At 61.2% G+C, this 16,939-nt stretch carries 13 protein-coding genes; 1 reads left to right on the top strand and 12 read right to left on the bottom strand.

Annotated elements, in window-relative coordinates; genetic code table 11:
* Window positions 1-4: 4 nt before the first annotated feature.
* The 3 genes from U0004_RS10385 to U0004_RS10375 form a co-directional block, all read right to left on the bottom strand.
* Window positions 5-823 (bottom strand): carbohydrate ABC transporter permease, encoded by an 819-nt coding sequence (locus U0004_RS10385; RefSeq protein ID WP_034777945.1) that lies wholly within the window; start codon window positions 821-823, stop codon window positions 5-7.
* 10 nt (window positions 824-833) lie between these two features.
* Window positions 834-1,694, bottom strand: a complete 861-nt coding sequence (locus tag U0004_RS10380; protein ID WP_034777943.1) for a carbohydrate ABC transporter permease — start codon at window positions 1,692-1,694, stop codon at window positions 834-836.
* A gap of 101 nt (window positions 1,695-1,795) precedes the next feature.
* Complete coding sequence (locus U0004_RS10375) at window positions 1,796-3,100, bottom strand: ABC transporter substrate-binding protein (RefSeq protein WP_034777941.1); 1,305 nt, start codon at window positions 3,098-3,100, stop codon at window positions 1,796-1,798.
* A 309-nt stretch (window positions 3,101-3,409) separates the two neighbouring features.
* Between U0004_RS10375 and U0004_RS10370 the strand changes: the two genes are divergently transcribed.
* Window positions 3,410-4,678 (top strand): maltoporin, encoded by a 1,269-nt coding sequence (locus U0004_RS10370; protein ID WP_070253869.1) that lies wholly within the window; start codon window positions 3,410-3,412, stop codon window positions 4,676-4,678.
* Between the two features lie 79 nt (window positions 4,679-4,757).
* Here the strand turns inward: U0004_RS10370 and U0004_RS10365 are convergent, their stop codons facing one another.
* The 9 genes from U0004_RS10365 to U0004_RS10325 all read right to left on the bottom strand — a co-directional run bounded on the left by U0004_RS10365 (window position 4,758) and on the right by U0004_RS10325 (window position 16,896).
* A complete protein-coding gene (locus tag U0004_RS10365) occupies window positions 4,758-7,127 on the bottom strand; it encodes a chitinase C-terminal domain-containing protein (protein WP_115057446.1) in 2,370 nt (789 codons plus the stop codon).
* Between the two features lie 112 nt (window positions 7,128-7,239).
* Window positions 7,240-8,685, bottom strand: a complete 1,446-nt coding sequence (locus tag U0004_RS10360) for a glycoside hydrolase family 19 protein (RefSeq protein ID WP_231958581.1) — start codon at window positions 8,683-8,685, stop codon at window positions 7,240-7,242.
* 299 nt (window positions 8,686-8,984) lie between these two features.
* A complete protein-coding gene (sorB, locus tag U0004_RS10355; protein ID WP_070254560.1) occupies window positions 8,985-9,602 on the bottom strand; it encodes a SorB family sulfite dehydrogenase c-type cytochrome subunit in 618 nt (205 codons plus the stop codon).
* A gap of 10 nt (window positions 9,603-9,612) precedes the next feature.
* The gene (sorA, locus tag U0004_RS10350; protein WP_070254561.1) at window positions 9,613-10,833 is read right to left on the bottom strand and encodes a SorA family sulfite dehydrogenase catalytic subunit; all 1,221 of its coding nucleotides are present in this window, start codon (window positions 10,831-10,833) and stop codon (window positions 9,613-9,615) included.
* The gene (locus U0004_RS10345; protein ID WP_070254562.1) at window positions 10,826-12,253 is read right to left on the bottom strand and encodes an amino acid permease; all 1,428 of its coding nucleotides are present in this window, start codon (window positions 12,251-12,253) and stop codon (window positions 10,826-10,828) included. Before U0004_RS10345 ends, sorA begins: the two co-directional genes overlap by 8 nt.
* A 291-nt stretch (window positions 12,254-12,544) precedes the next feature.
* The gene (locus tag U0004_RS10340; protein WP_051959683.1) at window positions 12,545-13,339 is read right to left on the bottom strand and encodes an ABC transporter permease subunit; all 795 of its coding nucleotides are present in this window, start codon (window positions 13,337-13,339) and stop codon (window positions 12,545-12,547) included.
* Between the two features lie 79 nt (window positions 13,340-13,418).
* On the bottom strand, window positions 13,419-14,234 hold the full coding sequence (locus U0004_RS10335; protein WP_034788398.1) for a taurine ABC transporter ATP-binding protein: 816 nt from the start codon (window positions 14,232-14,234) through the stop codon (window positions 13,419-13,421).
* Window positions 14,235-14,318: 84 nt separating this feature from the next.
* Window positions 14,319-15,371 carry a taurine ABC transporter substrate-binding protein gene (gene tauA, locus U0004_RS10330; RefSeq protein ID WP_217495226.1) on the bottom strand — a complete coding sequence of 351 codons (1,053 nt, stop codon included), beginning with the start codon at window positions 15,369-15,371 and terminating at the stop codon, window positions 14,319-14,321.
* A 115-nt stretch (window positions 15,372-15,486) separates the two neighbouring features.
* Window positions 15,487-16,896, bottom strand: a complete 1,410-nt coding sequence (locus U0004_RS10325) for an NAD(P)/FAD-dependent oxidoreductase (RefSeq protein WP_217495227.1) — start codon at window positions 16,894-16,896, stop codon at window positions 15,487-15,489.
* Window positions 16,897-16,939: the final 43 nt, after the last annotated feature.

Raw genomic sequence — 16,939 nt, 5'->3', positions numbered from 1 at the left:
TAGTTTATTTGACTGCGCCAAAGGTCATACCCTGCACGAGTTGTTTTTGGCAGAACCAGCCCAGCGCCATGATGGGCGCGATGGCCATCAGCGAAGCGGCCGACAATTTCGCCCAGAACAAGCCTTCCGGGCTGGAATACGAGGCGATGAGCCAGGCCAGCGTGCCCGCGTTGGAGGCGCCCAGGTTCAGCGACCAGAACGACTCATTCCACGACCACACCATGCACACGAGCGCCGTGGAAGCGATGCCGCCCACGGACAGGGGCAGCACGACGTGGCGGAATTCGTCCCACACGGTGGCGCCATCCATGCGCGACGCCTCCAGAATTTCGCGCGGCAGCTCCTTCATGCTCGTGTACAGCAGCCAGATCATGATGGGCAGGTTCATCAGCATGAACATGATGGTCAGGCCGATGCGCGTGTCGAGCAGGCCGAAGTACTGATAGCAGATATAGATCGGCATCAGGGCGCCCACGCCGGGCATGTAGCGCGAGCTGAGCATGAATTTCAGCAAGCCGATGGTGCCGCCCGTGGGAAAGAAGGCCATCGAATAGGCGGCCGGGATGGCGATCAACAGGCCGATGGCCGTCGAGAGCACGCTGGTAAACAGCGAGTTCCACGCGTAGCCGAAGTAATTGTCGCGTGCCAGCACTTCGCGGAAGCTGTCGAGCGTGGGCGTGAAAAACAGCAGCGGCGGCGTGGAAATGGCTTGTCCTTCCGTCTTGAAGGCCATCAGGCCCAGCCAGAAGATGGGGAAGAACAGCAGCAGCGCGAACAGCCAGGCGGCGGCCGTGCGGCCATACAGATTGAGTTTGCTATGCATCAAGGTCTCCTTATTTCGACAGATTCTTGCCGATGACGCGCATCAGGAAGAAGGCGGCGATGTTGGCGATGAGCACGGCGAACAGGGCACCGGCCGAGGCCGCTCCCACGTCATAGGACAGCAGTGCCTGCTGGTAAATCATGAAGGTGATGGTGGTCGTATCGAAGCCGGGACCGCCGCCCGTGGTGGTAAAGATTTCCGCAAAGATCGAAAGCAAAAAAATCATCTCGATCATCAGCACCACCGAGACGGCGCGGCCCAGGTGGGGAATGTAGAGGTAGCGCAGCTGCTGCAGATAGGTGGCGCCATCCATGCGCGCCGCTTCCAGCTGTTCGCGGTCCATCGACTGCAGGGCCGTCATGAAGATCAGGCAGGCGAACGGCAGCCATTGCCACGAGACCATCATGATGATGGAAAACAGGGGATGGGCCGACAGCCAGTCGACGGGCGTGGCGCCAAAGAAAATGCTGATTTGCGCGAACAGGCCGTAGATCGGATTGAGCAGCATGTTCTTCCACATCAGGGCATTCACGGCCGGCATGATGAGAAAAGGCGAAATCAGGAGCACGCGCACGATGGCGCGTCCCGGGAACGCTTCATTGATCAGCAAGCCCAGCGCCGTGCCCAGCACCACCGTGACCAGCATGACGGAAAACAGCAGGGTAAACGTGTTCTGCAATGCCGGCAGGAACGAGGCATCCGTAAAGAAAAAGTGGAAATTGGCCAGGCCATGGAAAGGATGGCCGCTCGGATCGAGCATGGAATAGCGCACGAACGAGTAATACAGGGTGATCAATAACGGGATCACGGAAATGACGGAGACGGCGACCACGGCCGGCGTCAGCAAAGTCCGGGGGATAATGCGTTTCATAGGATACTCTTGGGACGTGAGGGAGTGACGGCCCGCTGAACAGCAAGGCCGATCACATCACCTGTTGACAAAGCAAATGGCACAGCAAGACCGGAGACGTCTTATTTGTAGTACCCGCCTTTACGCATTTCTCTTTCCGCCGTCTGCTGCGACAACTCCAGCGCCTGGTCCACCGTCACCTTGCCCAGCAGCGCTGCCGCCATCTGCTGGCCGGCTGCCACGCCGATCACCTGGAATTCGGGAATCGAGGCAAATTGCACGCCCACGTAAGGCGACGGCGGCAAGGTGCTTTGCACGGCGCGCGTGGTGGCCAGGGCCTTGCCTTCGGCGGCGGCAAATTTCGCCACTTTCTGGAACTCGGGGCTGGCATAGGTCGACTTGCGCGTGCCGGTCGGCACGTTGGCCCAGCTCGTTTCCTTGGCTACCAGTTTCACGTAGTCGGGCGACGTGGCCCAGTTGATGAAGCGCTGTGCTTCATTCGGGTGCTTGGAACTCGCGGGGATGGCGAGCGACCAGATCCACAGCCAGTTCGCGCCCCGCTCCGTCACGCCGATAGGCGACTGGGCAAACGCCACCTTGTCGGCCACCTTGCTTTGCTTGGGGTCCGTGATGAAGGAGGCGGCAATCGTCGCATCGATCCAGATGCCGCATTTGCCCTGGTTAAACAGCGCCAGGTTTTCATTGAAGCTGTTGGCGGCCGCGCCCGGCGGGCCGTATTTCTTCATCAGGTCGACATACATGGTGACCGCGTCCTTCCATGGCTTGCTGGTAAATTGCGGCTTCCATTTCATGTCGAACAGCTGGCCGCCATAGGAATTGGCCATGGTGGTGATGAGTGCCATGTTGTCGCCCCAGCCCGGCTTGCCGCGCAGGCAGATGCCGTACACGCCGTTGGCCGGATCGTGCAACTTGGCCGCCACGTCGCGCAACTGGTTCCAGGACGGACGGTCCTCGATCGTCACGCCCGCCTTTTTGACCAGGTCGCTGCGGTACATGATCATCGAGCTTTCGCCATAGAACGGCGACGCATACAGCTTGCCGTCGCCGGAGAGCCCTTCGCGGATGGCCGGCAGCAAGTCGTCGATATCGTATTTGGCGTCCGGCTTGATGGGGATCAGCCAGTTTTTCTTGCCCCAGATGGGCGTTTCATACAGGCCGATGGTCATCACGTCGAACTGGCCGCCCTTGGTGGCGATATCGGTGGTCATGCGCTGGCGCAAGACGCCCTCTTCCAGGGTCACCCATTTGAGCTTGATGTCAGGATTGGCTTGCTCGAAGAACTTGCTGAGCTTTTGCATTTCGATCATGTGGCCGTTGTTGACAGTCGCGATGACCAGGTCGGTGGCGGCAAAAGCGGACGAGCTGAGGCAGCCGGCGAACAGCGCGGCGATGGCGTAACGTTTCATTGTATGTCTCCAGTGTTTTTGTCGTTGGCAATGCTCAGGTACTTGGCACCACGACCACAATGTAGCACCGGACTTTGATACTTTCTGATACTCCAAAACCGCAATTCGATACTCTTTTGCAAGCCCGCTATGCGCAAGAGTATCGATATGTAGCAAAAACAACACTCTGAAAGAAAGTATCAGCACTTGCACGTTTTGTATCAGGGTGGTTAAAAAAGCGCTGCTAGACTTGGTTTTCGGCATTAGACCGCGTGCGGTGGTCGCCTTCAGGGGCGCCACCGCTACCACTTACATTCTTCTGGAGACCGCATGAACCGTACTGCATTGAAAACTTTACCTGCCCTGATCCTGTCCATCGCCAGCGCTTCCGCCATGGCCGACCCCATGTACCCAAGCGACGCCGAAGGCTTCCACGGCTACCTGCGCGCTGGCGCCGGCAGCAATACGTCGGGCGACGGCGGTTCGCAAGGCTGCTTCGGCCTGGGTGGCAATACCATGAAATATCGTCTGGGCAATGAGTGCGACGCCTACACGGAATTCGGCTACACCAAGTCTGTTGCCAAGTCCGGCGGCGTGAACTACCTGGCCACCATCTGGGTCAACGCCTACGCGCCAAACTCGGATTTCGGCGACAACAAGCTGGGCATCGTCAAGGCCTATGTCGAAGCGCAGGGACTCGATTTCCTGAACGGCGGCACGGCCTGGATCGGTAAACGCTTCTACTACCGTCCTGACATCCACATGCTGGATCTGCAATACATCAACATGAACGGCACGGGTGCCGGTCTGGACCGTATTCCTGCGGGCCCGGGCAAGTTCTCGTATGCCTTCTTCAAGGACAACGACATCAACACCGTGTCGCCGACCGGTGTCGTCAGCACCAAGTCTGCCGTGCGCCAGAACTTCATCTACGGCGAAATTCCCGTCAATGAAAACGGCACGCTGGACCTGGCCGCGACCTACATCATCGGTGAAGGCAAGGACAACGATGCGAATGGCCAGAAGCACAATGGCTGGCAGCTGTCGGCATTCCACCGTCAAGGCAAAGTCTTCGGCGGCGGCAATACCTTCGGCGTGCAGTACGGCGTCGGTCCCGGCACGGGCAAGGGCGCGCAGTTCGGCGCTTCGGGCGACACCGGTTTCGGTTCGGACGTGAAACGCACGCGCGTGTTCAATGACATGGCGATCCAGCCGTTGCCGAACTTTGGCATGGAATTCGTCGCCCTGTGGCAAAAAGACGAGTCGAAAGCCACCGGTTCCTCGACCTGGACCTCGGTTGGCGTGCGCCCTGTGTACGCATTCACCGACAACTTCAAGCTGGTGGGCGAACTGGGCACGGACCGCGTGACGCAGTCGGGCGGCCAGCCAGCCAAGCGCTTGACCAAGCTGACCATCGCGCCGACGATCTCGGCCGGTCCTGGCCTGTGGTCGCGTCCTGAACTGCGCGCTTTCGTGACGTACGGCAAATGGAACGATGCGGCCACCGCCTCGGTCAATGCGTCGAACAACGGCGGCCCGATCTACAACAACAATACCAGCGGGACTTCTTACGGTTTCCAGGTAGAAACCTGGTTTTAAGCCAGCTTAGCTAACGCCAGAAACTAAAAAGGGCGGAACCACGGTTCCGCCCTTCGCTGTTTACACTACCGGATTCAACTTATGGCAAGGCTACCGGCAATTCCGGATACTCCTGCGTCAGCGCATACTTGGTGCCGCCCACGGTGACGGTGTAGTTGGCCGGTCCCGAGATCGGCAAACGGTAATTCAAGGTCAGCGCCACGGAGCCGCCCGGCGCCAGCGATTGCCAGGCGGGAATCGCGAAGCGGGCCCGGTTGTAGTTCTTCGTGAAGCCGCCGATATTGTTCGGCCCCGTGTAGCCGGCATTGATCACCGTCAAACCAAAGCCTGACTGGTCGCTCATGTCCGATGGTGCCGAGACGGGATAGTCGAACTCCACCACAGTGCCGCCTGGCAGGGTCGACGCCGTATTATTCTTCACCGTCATCACCGGGTTGATGGGAAAGTTGTTGTCGCCCAGCTTCCAGCCGCCCAAAGTGATGCTGACGTTGGCCGCCGTGCCCGGCATGGCGATTTCGGCGCGCTTGTTGCCATACACGCCAGCCGTGCGGAAGGCCTGGTACAGCACGTCCGTCAGGGTGGTGCCCATGAAATACTCGCCCTTGCCGCCGTTGCGCGTGGCATCCCAGGCATAGTCGCCCGCCATTTCCCAGATCATCACGCCGCCGATATTGTTGTTGACGATGTACTGGGCCTTGGCCGCGATCGACTGCGTGGTTTCCGTGGAAATGAACACTTTCTTGGTCGCATTCCACAGCCACGGCGCCACCATGGTGCTGCTGTAATGCGGCACATAGGTGCCCACCAGGGCCTTGTCCGTGACTTTATAGGCGTCCAGGTAGCTCGGCACGATACCGTTCTGCAAGTTCAACGCATGCCAGATCGGGTTGCCGCCGCCTGGCGTGGGTTTACCCTGCGAGTCCAGGTCGTACCAGACGTTGTCGATGCCGGTGGCGCCCGTGCCGCACGTCTTGGTGCCGGCGCAGGTGACCGTGGAACTGATCAGTGGCGTCGTGCCCCACAAGCCATTCGTGCCACCCGTCACATCCTTCCAGCCCCGCGTGTAGAACGGCACGCCGATATTGATGCGCCCCGCCTGCATGGCACCGCGGTAGTAGCGGTAGGCCCAGTCCGTGTTCAGGTAGCCGATGTTCTGGAACTGGTAGGCGTTACCGGCACGCAATTCACCATCGTTGCCATCGTCAAACAGCGCCGCGTTCGGCCCCACATACTGGTTCCACGCGCCGTGCAAGTCGTAGCTCATCAGGCTGGCGTAATCGAGATATTTCAATCCCGACATGTTTTCCTCCCCGCGCAAGACCCAGCCCGAGGCGGAGCCGGCGATGGTGAGCAGATAGTATTTATTGTCCTGCACGGCCGCCTCGTCGAGCTTCTGGCGCAGCACTTTCAGCAGCATGTTGTAGCTCGTCATCAGGCCCGCCAGGCGCGGCTTCGAGACGGCGAAGTCGTTCGGATTGCCCGCTTCATTATTGGTGGTCGGATGTTCGTAATCGACATCGACGCCATCGAAGAAGTTGTACTGGCGCACGAAGGCCACCATGGAATCGGCCAGGGTGTTGATGCCGGCCGTGTTGATGCTGCCGTCCGCATTCGTCGTGGCCGTGTAGAAGCCGCCGCTGCCGGCCCAGCCGCCCACGGAAATCATCAGTTTCACGCCCGGATACTTCTTCTTGTATTGCGACAGCAAGTTGAAGTGCCCCTTGTACGGCAAGGATGGGTCCATGGCGGCGGCTGGCACGTTCGGCCATGTGAGGCCCGTGTCCGGATTGGCCGCGCCGCTGCCGATGGCGATTTTCGAGGTTGCCGGATCGACGGAAGCGAACGCATAGTTCAGGTGGGTGATCTTGTCCCACGGCAGATTGTTTACCAGGTAGGTGGGGCTGCCATCGACACCGGTGCGCCAGCTGGCGAAGTAGCCGACGATGCGCCGGTTCAAGCCATTGCTCAGCACTTCGCGGCCATTCGCGTCATACACCTTGCAATACGGCACATTCGGCACGGCCGAGATCAAGCCGTCCGGGCGGCAAGCCGTGGGCGTGGGCGTCGGGGTTGGCGTTGGGGTCGGGGTCGGGGTCGGGGTCGGTGTCGGTGTCGGTGTCGGTGTCGGTGTCGGTGTCGGCGTTGGCGTTGGTGTCGGGGTTGGCGTAGGGGTCGGTGTCGGTGTCGGCGTATCCGTCACGGCCCATGGGCCCCACTGGTCGGCGGCGCTGGGGACATTGCCCTGCGTCCACCACTTGGCCTTGTAAGTGACGCCCTGGTAGAGCACGCACTGGCCGCCCGTGTAGACGGTGGCGGCGTCCCAGACGGCGCACGCTTCGACGGCGGCGAGCAAGGTGTTCGGGGTGGCGGTCGTACCGTCTTGGCCACCGCCGCCGCAAGCGACGAGTACGCCGCTGAGCAGGGCCATCAATAATGCATTCGATTTCATGTTGTATTGGTCTCCGTTATGGTTGTACAGGTTGTACGTTGTGAGCTGTTGCAGGCCCCTGAAGGGGCTCTTGTCAACTGTTATCCCTGGCCGGCTATTCCTGCATTTACTGCTACTGCAACTTCACATTCCAGTTGGCTTCCACGCATTTCACGTAGTTCCCGGCCTGCAAGGCGCTGTACGGGGTTTGATAGCTGACCAGCTGGCATTGGTTGTCGCCACCGGCGCTCCAGTTCTTTTCCCAATAGATGTTGTAGGAAGCGGAACTGGCCGGGGTGAAGCGTTGCATGTTGGCGCAAGACAATTGTTCGCCGGAATAATCCCAGCCCATGTCGGCGGCAAATTGCTTGTAGTAATCGATGCGGTTTTGCGCGGCCTGCTTTTCCGTGCCCTGCCCGCATTCGGCGTTGATGATCATGATGGTGGTGGCGAAATTATTGCCCGCGCCAGCCGTCGTATCGGCCGCGTTCGGCACCCAAGTGCCGTCGAGCACATGCAGCATCGACGGCTTCGGCGGTTGCGGATAGACAAAGAAAAACGTGGCCGAGGCCAGGTTCAGCCAGGTCGAGGCCACCAGGTCCGGGTTCTTCAGCAGCACGGACTGGTCGCCGTCATGCATGGCTTGCGAAAATGGGCCGTAATTGTAGTTGTACGACAGCTGCTTGGCGCCGCGGCCGAAATACTTCTTGAAGCTGCCATCGGCATTCTTGCCGCAGGTCCAGACCTTGTTGAAGACGGGATCGGCGCACTCGACGTTGTAGCCGCAGCCGGCGCCCGTCTCGTCGCAGCCCAGCTCGCGCAAATACTTCAAGCCCTGGCGCCATTGCGGCAGCGGACTGCTGGCGTTATGGTCGCCCGTTTCCTGCACAAAATGGGCGAACATGGTGGCCAGGCTGTGGCGGCAGATGGCGTCCGCATTGCGCCCGTCGCTGTAGTCGTCGCACACGGCGGGGAACTTGGCTACGGCTTGCAGGAAACGCTGATAGGTATAACTGGTGTCGCGCGCGGCAAAATAGTAATCCCACTTTGCCGCCGGCAGCAGGCGCTCGACTCGCTTGACGTTGAGCGGATTGCTGGCCAGGCCGGGCTGCACGGCCTCGACGGCTGTATTGCCCAGGGTGCGGATCGACGCCTTGACCTTGCGGAAGAAATCGTTGTTCGTCAGCGCCGCCTCGTTGGCCTCGGCCTGGGCCTTGGTGGGGATGCCGGGCGTTGGCGTTGGCGTTGGCGTCGGGGTGGGTGTCGGGGTGGGGGTGGGTGTCGGCGTCGGGGTGGGCGTGGCCGTATCGAGACTCCACGGTCCCCACTGGTCGTTGTTCGGCGCCGTGCCCTGCACCCACCATTTGGCGCGGTAGACCTTGCCGTCATACACAGCGCACTGGCCCGCCGTGTAGACGGCAGCGGCGCTCCAGGCCGCGCACTGATCGCTGGCGGCCGTGGCGGCCAGCAGGGTCGATGGGGGTTCGGTGGTGGAATTGCCGCCGCAAGCGAGCAGCGCGCTGCCCAGCAGGCCAGCCATCAAAGGCGAGGCCAGCCGGCTAATTTGCCGTGTCTTCACAATGTCTCCTGAACGTTATACGAAAACTATCGAAGTAGCTTTTTATGTTGTACGTAAAGAAAGCACAGCGAAGCGTCGGCTTTCTGCAGAGAGAATGCGACGCTCTAAATTGGTAGTCAAGTGGTTTTATATAACGGTGTTTTTTACAATACCAGTGCTGGCGATCGCTGCGTTGGCAAGCGATGCGGTGGCGAATGGGACAAGTAAAAAAAGGCCCGCTGCATGATGGCAGCGGGCAATACCGCGCTGGATGGGTGGCGGCAAGTGGTATTAAGGGTTGCGGCGCGTCCGGGACGAACTTATCTGTTCAGCACATACTTCGCCAGGCTCGCCGCATCCGCTTCGCTCAGCTGGCTGAATGGCGGCATGGGCACGGGGCCCCATTTGCCCGCGCCGCCACTGCGGATGTTGGCCGCCACGGCAGCGACACCGTCCTTGCCCTTGTATCTGGCTGCCACCTCGGTAAAACCGGGGCCGACCACCTTCTGGTCGAGCGCGTGGCAAGCCATGCAGCCATTCGCCGCCAGCAAGGTTTTGACATCCTTGCCGCTGGCGGCCGGGACAGCGGTTGCCACGGGTTTGGCGACGGTCGCGCCCGTTGCTGCCGCGCCCCGCTCCACGCCATAGGTTTTCACCAGGTAATCGACCATGGCCGGCATGTCCGCGTCGTCGAACTGCGCGCCAAACGGCTTCTTCATCTTCTTGACTGTGGCTTCCCAATAGGCGCGCGGAGAGGCCGGCGGCTGGCTCGACGCATACTGGGCCGCGTGGCACGTCATGCAGTTGCGCTGCACCAGCTGGTAGCCGGGCAATTCGCTGGGTTTGTACGTCGCCGTTTCCGGCGGCAAGTGGATCTCCAGCGCGCACGCACCACCCGCCGCCAGTGCCAGCGCGGCAATCAATATTTTCATTCGCATGTGAATCTCCTCAGACTGCCTGGATGCGCGTGGTTTCCACCACGTTGCGCATATAACCCATGGGATTCCACAGGGCTTTCATGGGCTGGCTCTGGCCGATGCGGTTGACGGCGCGCACCATCAGCACGTGCCTGCCCTTGCGCGGCGCCTTCATGACCATCGTCCACTCGCGGAACGAAAAGCGTCCCAGGTCCTTGCCCAGCTTCGCTTCCTGCCACGTCTGGCCGCCGTCAAGCGACACGGTCACCTCGCTGATGCCCTGGCCGCCATCAAAAGCGATGCCGCGCAGGGCCAGGTCGCGCCCCGCCTTCACTTGCGCGCCATCCTGCACGCTGGTGATGAAAGAGCGCACGTTGAGGCGGCTGATCGGCGTCGTCTTGCCCACGGGTGCGCCCGGCTCGATGAAGCCGGAGCCGTTGTCGGGGATACGGTAGCCCGTGCTCATCCAGAAGCCGTCGAATGGCTTGTCCAGCACCGTGATGTCGCTCAAGTGCTTGACCCAGTAGGTGCCGTAATAGCCTGGCACGATCAGGCGCAGCGGGTAGCCGTTGAGGAAAGGAATGTCTTCGCCATTCATGGCCCAGGCCAGCATGACGTCGCCGGCCATGATGTGCTCGACGGACAAGGCCTTTTGAAAGTCCGGGCCGTCGCCCACGGGCGGCGCTTCCAGGCCATTGAAGGCTACTTGCACGGCATTCGCCGCGATACCGGCCTTTTCCAGCACGGTCTTCAGGGGGATGCCCGTCCAGCGGGCATTGCCCATGGCGCCATTGCCCAGCTGCCCGCCATTCGCGCGCGGAGCGAAGAAGCCCCGGCTGTTGCCCGAGCATTGCGTCACGGCCACCACGTCGACCGGCTCGGCCAGCTGCTTCAGTTCCGCCAGCGACAATTCCAGCGGCGTTTTGACGAGGCCGGCTATGCGCAGCCGGTAGCTGTCGCCATCGATGCTGGTAGGCAAGCCACTCCAGTGGTAGCGCACGAAAAACGCATCGTTGGGCGTGATCGCGCCTTCATTGAACACGCTGAACGGCGTTTCCAGCTGGGGCGGACGGCTGGTCAGCAGGATCAGCGGGCGCTTTTGCGGAAAGGCCACCAGTTCGCGCTCGCCATTTTCAAATGGCAGGGTAACGGAGGCGGCCAAGGCCGGCCCCGCCACTGCGGCGGCGCCGAGGGTGGCCGTCGTACGCAGGAAGCGGCGCCGGCCTGCGGGCAACAAGGTCGTGTCAGACATGTTTGAGCTCCACTTTGGCTTCGTTGTCGCCGTTGCGGTCGTCGTTGACGAGCTTCTTGATGTAGTACATGACGCTCATGATGACCACGCTCAACAGACCGAACCAGAACGACACGCGCTGCTCCGTATCGGACGACACGCTCATGGCACCGAGGATCACCAGCATGGCGATGATGGTGAAATACGTCAGGTAAGGGAACAGCCACATGCGCACCTTGATGCGTTCCGGGCATTCGCGCTCCAGGCGGCGGCGCAAACGCAATTGAGATATCGCAATGAGCAGGTACACGAACAGGATCAGGATGCCGTAGGAATTGACGATGAAGGGGAACACCAGGTCGGCCGATACATACGATACGGCAATAGCGAAATAGGCGAACAGGGTGCTGAACAAAATGGCGCGGATGGGCACGCCGTTCTTGCTCAGCTTGACCAGGCCCGTGGGCGCATCGCCGCGGCGCGTCAGCGCAAAGATCATGCGCGACGAAGCGTACAGGCTGGAATTCAAGGCCGACAGCACGGCCGTCAAAATGATGGCGTTCATGATATGGGCCGCGTACGGGATGTTCATGACGGTCAGGGCGCTGACGAATGGCGTGGCGATGGCCGGCGAATCCCAGGGCACGATGCAGACGACGACAAACATGGACCCCACATAGAACATCAGCACGCGCGTGATGACGGAATTGGTGGCGCGGGCGATGGCCTTGGCCGGGTCAGACGTTTCGGCGGCGGCGATGGTGACGATTTCGGCGCCCGAATAGAAGGCCGTGGCGGCGACGGCGCCACTGAGCACGGGCCCCCAGCCGTGCGGCATGAAGCCGCCATTGCTGGTCAAGAAACCCAGGGTCGGGATGCTGTTGGGCAAGCTACCCGTGATGAACAGGGCGCCGACAAACAGGAAGACGATGATGGCGACGACCTTGATCGAGGCGAACCAGAATTCGAATTCGCCGAAGGCCTTGACCGAGAACAGGTTCAGGATGGTCATCGACACGAGCAGCACCAGGCTGATAGCCCACGACGGTACGTCCGGCAGCCAGAAGTTGACCAGCTTGGCGCCGGCGATGGCTTCCAGGGCCACGACGACGACCCAGAAATACCAGTACATCCAGCCGCTCATGAAGCCGAGGAATTTCGAAACCTTCGGCTTGTCGTCGAAGGCCAGGCGCGCATATTCGTAAAAGGAGCCGACCACGGGCAGGGATGAAGCTAGCTCGCCCAGCATGCGCATGATCAGGACGACGAGGCCGCCCGTGAGCAGGAAGGAAAGGATGGCGGCCGGGCCGGCGGCCTTGGCAATGACGCCGCTGCCGACAAAGAGGCCGGCGCCGATCACGCCGCCGATGGCGATCATGCTCATGTGGCGTTGCTTGAGCGAGTGCTGCAAGCCGGTACTGTTATGCGATTCGCTAATCATGTTTTGTCTCCTGAAAATCTCTGAAGCTCGGTGCGCCCTGCCTGCTGCGGCTTGTTCATGCCGCGCGGCTTTGTTTTATTTAGGCAACACCGTCAAGCAGCATCGATACATCGTGTGAATCAGTCTGGTTGGCCGCATTCCATAAGTCAATCTGGAAATGCAGCGGCCCGGCGCGGCGTCCAAGGGGCAAGCGCGCTGGAGAGTAAGTACGGGGTATTGCTGAGTTATTGCTGCTGAAAAAATGGGAGCGGCGGCAACACTTGTGGCGTGCACGCCACTCCCAGGAACGTCTTACACCTTGCCCTTCCATGGCACGAGGGTACGTTCGAGGTAACGCATCATCAAATCAAACAGGAAAGCGAAGAAGCCGATCACGATAATGCCCATGATCACCACATCGCTGGCCAGGAACTCGGAGGCGCTCAGCACCATGTAACCGAGACCGCGCGTGGCCGCCACCATCTCGCCAGCCACCAGGGTGGTCCAGCCCACGCCGATGCCGATACGCATGCCGGTGAGGATTTCCGGAATCGCGGCCCGCAGGATCACGTGCACGATGACCTGGAAACGCGTGGCGCCCATCGAGTACGCCGCGTGGATCTGTTCCAGCGACACGGAGCTGACGCCGGCGCGTGCCGCGATCGCCATCGGCGCGAAGATGGCCAGGAAGATCAGGTAGACCTTCGAAAACTCGCCGATGCCGAACCAGATGATGACCAGTGGCAAGTAGGCGAGCGGCGGCAGCGGACGGTAGAACTCGATCAAGGGATCGAAGATGCCGCGCGCCACGCGGTTCACGCCCATCATCACGCCGATGGGAATGGCGAACAGGCAAGCCAGGCCAAAGGCGCCGAACACACGCACCAGACTGGCGACGGTGTGTTCCCACAGGGTGGCGCCGCCGAAACCGGTGGTGGCCGCCATGATGAATTTTTCATACACGGCTTGCGGCGACGGCAGGAACAGCGGCTTGACCATGCCGCTGGCCGTCACGCCAAACCACAGCAGCAGCACGGCGATGACGGTGACGGTGGCGATGCGGCTGGAATTGCCCTGCCCCGGCGCGCCGAACGCTTCGCCGGGCATGGCGCAACGGGGAGCGAACAGGCGCGAGAAAAAGCCGGCGCGCTTGGCGGTGGTGGGAGGAAATCCCACGACGGATGGGCTATGCATGGGACACCTCCAGCTCTTTATTGACGGCGCGTTCGTCGCCATAAATGATGTTGAGCACTGTTTCGCGCATCTTGATGAAGTCCGGGCTCGATTTCACGGCGCGCGCATCGCGGCACTCGAGGAAGCGCTTGTTGAAATCGAGTTCATACGTGTGCGTGATGCGGCCCGGACGGGGCGACATGACGATCAGCCGGTTCGCCAGGAACAGCGCCTCGTCGACGCTGTGGGTAATGAAGAAGAACATGGTGCTGGACTTGGCCCAGATATCGAGCAGCAATTCCTGGATGGTTTCGCGCGTCAGCGCGTCGAGCGCCGCCATCGGTTCATCCATCAGCAGCATGGCGGGGTTGCTGGTCAGGGCGCGGGCGATGCCCACCCTTTGCTGCATGCCGCCCGACAATTGGTAAATCATATTGTCGTGAAAATCCTTCAAGCCCACCAGCGCCAGGTTCTTGGCCGCCTGTTCGCGCCGCACGGCCTTGGCCACGCCTTGCAGCTTGAGGCCGAATTCCACGTTTTCCATCACGTTCAGCCATGGCAGCAAGGCATGTTTCTGGAACACGACGCCACGGTCGGCACCCGGCCCTTCCACTTTATTGTCGCCGAGCATGATCTCGCCCTTGGATGGGGCGATAAAGCCCGCCATCAGGCTCAGCAAGGTTGTCTTGCCGCAGCCCGAGGCGCCCAGCGCGACGACAAAGTCGCCGCTATTGATGGTCAGGTTGATATTATTTAAGGCATGTACGCGTTCACCGGCCGTCTTGCCCGGATAAATCACGCTGACATCCTTGACGTAGAGATTTTCCATCGTGTGCCCCGCATAGGTGTAGTCACTTCAGTTCAACGCATTCTGTTCAGTCAGCGCGCCCGCAGGCGCGCCATCGCACAACGTTTACTTCAGCAGGCCCGCGGCCTGTGCATACCTGGGTGTCACATATTTGGCGTAATCGGTAGCCAGGGTATCGATCTTGCCTTCGCCCTTCAGGAATTGCGCCGTGGCCAGCAAGGCTTGCGCCACGCCGCCCTTCGCGCCGCCACCGAGCCAGGCGGGCGACGCCTGCTCCTGCAGCGAGGGATAGGCGTACAGGGCCACGGAAGCGGCCACGTCCTTGGCGGCCGCGCCCGAATGCTTGACGTTGGCTTTCACTTGCGGCGAATCGATGGTCCACGCCTTGGGATTGGCGCGGTAGTCGGCGTCGGCGGCGGCCATCACCTTGACGAACTTGGCCATGAAGTCCGCGTTCGCTTCGCCCCAGGCGCGCTCGACGGCCATGCCGTCAAACGTGGCCTTGCCCTTCTTGCTCAGTTCGCCGGACGTGACGAGGACCTTGCCGTTTTGCTTGAGTTTGCTCAAGGCCGGATCCCACACGAAGGCGGCGTCGATGTCGCCCCGCTCCCAGGCGGCAGCGATCTGGTTCGGCTGCATGTTCAGCAATTTCACTTCCGTCGGCTTGATGCCCCACGTTTCCAGCGCGAACATGGTGTGGAAGTGCGTGGTGGACACGAAAGGCACGGCGATCTTCTTGCCGCGCAAATCCGTCGGCTTGGTGATGCCGGCGCCATTGCGGGCCACCATCGCTTCGGCTTCATTGATGTCGTCGATGATCCAGAACAGCTGCAGATCGACGCCGCGGCTGACGGCCGCCGTCAGTGGGCTGGAACCGATGACGCCGATCTGCACGTCGCCGGATGCCATGCCGGTGGCCACCTTGGCGCCCGAATCGAACTTGCGCCAGTTGATTTTATAGCCGGTGGTTTTTTCCACTTCGCCGCTGGCGATGGCCACCAGGAAGGGACCGTTGATTTCCTGGTAGGCAATCGTCACTTCCTTGCTTTGCGCGAAGGCGGTAGCGCTGGAGGCAAGGGTAACGCCCAGTACCAGGGTGCCGAGGACGGCGCGGCGCATCGTTGAAAAAATCGTGTTTTTGCTCGTATTTGTGTTCATGTCTCACTCCAAGATATTGTTATGTGTGAACGTGCGGGCAATCTCATCCCTCGCGGGAGGCGCCGCTGGTCGATCTATGTCAACGCATGCGGCGGCTTAGTACGGCTACTGCTATTTAAAACACTTCATCCTTCAAGTGATACCAGCGGTACAGGAAGCGCTGGCCCAGGCGGCGGAACGGGGCGAACGCTTGCGACTCGACCAGTTCCATCATGTTGGGATACGGCAGTTTCGAATTGAAGATCGGCAAGCCCGTGTCGCTGGCCTTGCCGGCGATACGCTCGGCCATGCGCCGTCCCGCCTGCGCCGAGTACATGACGCCGTTGCCGCCGTAGCCGAGCGAATAGAAGATCGATTGCTTCGGGTCCGGTTGCACGATGCGCGGCATCATGTCGTGGCTGACGTCGACCCAGCCCCACCACGAATAATCGATGCCGATGCCGGTCAGCGCGGGGAACTTGCGGTGCAGATCGTTGATCAAAAACTGTTTGTATTTGTCGTCCGGCGCGTCGGCACCCGTGATGGCGCTGCGGCTGCCGATCTGCACGCGGTTGTCCGGCATCAGGCGGTAGTAGTGGCGCAGGATGCGCGTATCCGTGATCACCTGGTGGGTGCGGAAGTTGCACGCCTCGATTTCCGCCGGGGTCAACGGGCGTGTGACGAGCGAGTTCGACAGAATCGGCAGCAAGCGGTTCTTCACTTGCGGATGCAGATGGGGCGAGGTGTAGCCGCCCGTGGCCACGGCCACGGATCGGGCACGCACGACGCCGCCCGGCGTTTGCAGGTAATGCACGCCATTGCGCGTTTCCCAGCCCATTACGGGGCTGGACGGATGCACCTTGGCGCCCAGCGCGCGCGCCTTGCGCAGGTAGCCGAACGCCAGCTTGCCCGCATGGATGCCGATGCCTTCCGGCTCGTGCAGCGCGCCGGCCGCTTCCTTGTCGTCGACGAATTCGCGCTTGACGGTGTCGGCGTCGAGGATGCGGGCGTCGTACTTGAAGATCTCGCGCATGACCTTGGCTTCTTTTTCCAGCGCGGGCATGGCTTTCGCCTTGTGGGCGATGTACAGGTGGCCGCCCGGCTGCGGGTCGCAATCGATGTCGGCCGTGATCTTCTTGAACGTTTCCATCGCATCGCACACTTCCGCGTGCAGTTTCAGGGCCGTGTCCAGCCCATAGCGGTCTATCCACTGCGAGCGTTTCAGGCGGCCCGTCGTGCATTGCGCCTGGCCGCCGTTGCGCGTGCTGCAGCCCCAGCTGACCCGGTTCGCTTCCAGCACGGTGGCCTTGATGCCGTGTTCCTGGGCCAAAAAGATGGCGCAGGACAAGCCCGTGAAGCCGGAACCGATGATGGCCACGTCAACGTCGATGTCATGCGTGATGGGGCCGTCGTCGGCGGGCGGCTCGCCGGCCGTGCCGATCCAGTAGGTGGGCGCGTAGGCATTGCCGTGGCCAGGGCGCTGGGCCACCAGCGGATCGAAGGCGGGATCGTAGGGCGTGCGGGCGGCGGTACTGTTGTTGCCCATTACGCCAGGCGGGGTGTCGACAGGTTTGTTCATGGTCATTCCT

The organism is Janthinobacterium lividum (assembly GCF_034424625.1).
Lineage (GTDB): Bacteria > Pseudomonadota > Gammaproteobacteria > Burkholderiales > Burkholderiaceae_D > Janthinobacterium > Janthinobacterium lividum.
This window is presented reverse-complemented; position numbering and strand designations above follow the sequence as displayed.

Excerpts from the sequence above, each read along its gene's own strand:
- sorA (WP_070254561.1), bottom strand. The coding sequence starts at position 10,833 with ATGTCTGACACGACCTTGTTGCCCGCAGGCCGGCGCCGCTTCCTGCGT.
- sorB (WP_070254560.1), bottom strand. The coding sequence starts at position 9,602 with ATGCGAATGAAAATATTGATTGCCGCGCTGGCACTGGCGGCGGGTGGT.
- U0004_RS10345 (WP_070254562.1), bottom strand. The coding sequence starts at position 12,253 with ATGATTAGCGAATCGCATAACAGTACCGGCTTGCAGCACTCGCTCAAG.
- U0004_RS10325 (WP_217495227.1), bottom strand. The coding sequence starts at position 16,896 with ATGGGCAACAACAGTACCGCCGCCCGCACGCCCTACGATCCCGCCTTC.
- U0004_RS10380 (WP_034777943.1), bottom strand. The coding sequence starts at position 1,694 with ATGAAACGCATTATCCCCCGGACTTTGCTGACGCCGGCCGTGGTCGCC.
- tauA (WP_217495226.1), bottom strand. The coding sequence starts at position 15,371 with ATGAACACAAATACGAGCAAAAACACGATTTTTTCAACGATGCGCCGC.
- U0004_RS10335 (WP_034788398.1), bottom strand. The coding sequence starts at position 14,234 with ATGGAAAATCTCTACGTCAAGGATGTCAGCGTGATTTATCCGGGCAAG.
- U0004_RS10365 (WP_115057446.1), bottom strand. The coding sequence starts at position 7,127 with ATGAAATCGAATGCATTATTGATGGCCCTGCTCAGCGGCGTACTCGTC.
- U0004_RS10370 (WP_070253869.1), top strand. The coding sequence starts at position 3,410 with ATGAACCGTACTGCATTGAAAACTTTACCTGCCCTGATCCTGTCCATC.
- U0004_RS10340 (WP_051959683.1), bottom strand. The coding sequence starts at position 13,339 with ATGCCCGGCGAAGCGTTCGGCGCGCCGGGGCAGGGCAATTCCAGCCGC.
- U0004_RS10375 (WP_034777941.1), bottom strand. The coding sequence starts at position 3,100 with ATGAAACGTTACGCCATCGCCGCGCTGTTCGCCGGCTGCCTCAGCTCG.
- U0004_RS10385 (WP_034777945.1), bottom strand. The coding sequence starts at position 823 with ATGCATAGCAAACTCAATCTGTATGGCCGCACGGCCGCCGCCTGGCTG.